The 327-nt window shown below is 52.6% G+C and carries 1 protein-coding gene; it reads right to left on the bottom strand.

From position 1 onward, the window contains the following. Positions 1-299 (bottom strand): hypothetical protein (locus B3182_RS06010; protein ID WP_292751963.1); only part of this gene is annotated, 299 nt, incomplete at its 3' end. Positions 300-327 lie beyond the last annotated feature (28 nt).

The raw sequence follows: 327 nt of genomic DNA on the forward strand, positions 1-327 counted from the left end.
TGCACGCCAAGCTCGTTGATCAGATAGCAGCGTGACACCGTTGGATGGTTCGACAGGTCATGACACGCGGCATCGAAGTACATACCCTCCCGAAGTGACGACACGGAACTCATGAACAGGCGACCAAAGAAGCTGGTTATTTCGTGAGTCGGATCAAGCTGGGCCTGGTTGCTGATCTTGTAGTCACTCAGTAAAGAGTCGAAATCCGACACTGTCTTGATGACTTCTTCCAGCTCCAGTCCCGGGCGTTGGAAGAAAAATCCCTGCACAAAATCTACCCCGCCATCAATAGCGATCATGGCCTGCTCTCGGGTTTCAACGCCCTCA

Origin of the sequence: Methylophaga sp. UBA4204, assembly GCF_002379485.1 — a bacterium.
In the GTDB taxonomy this organism is placed as follows: Bacteria; Pseudomonadota; Gammaproteobacteria; order Nitrosococcales; family Methylophagaceae; genus Methylophaga.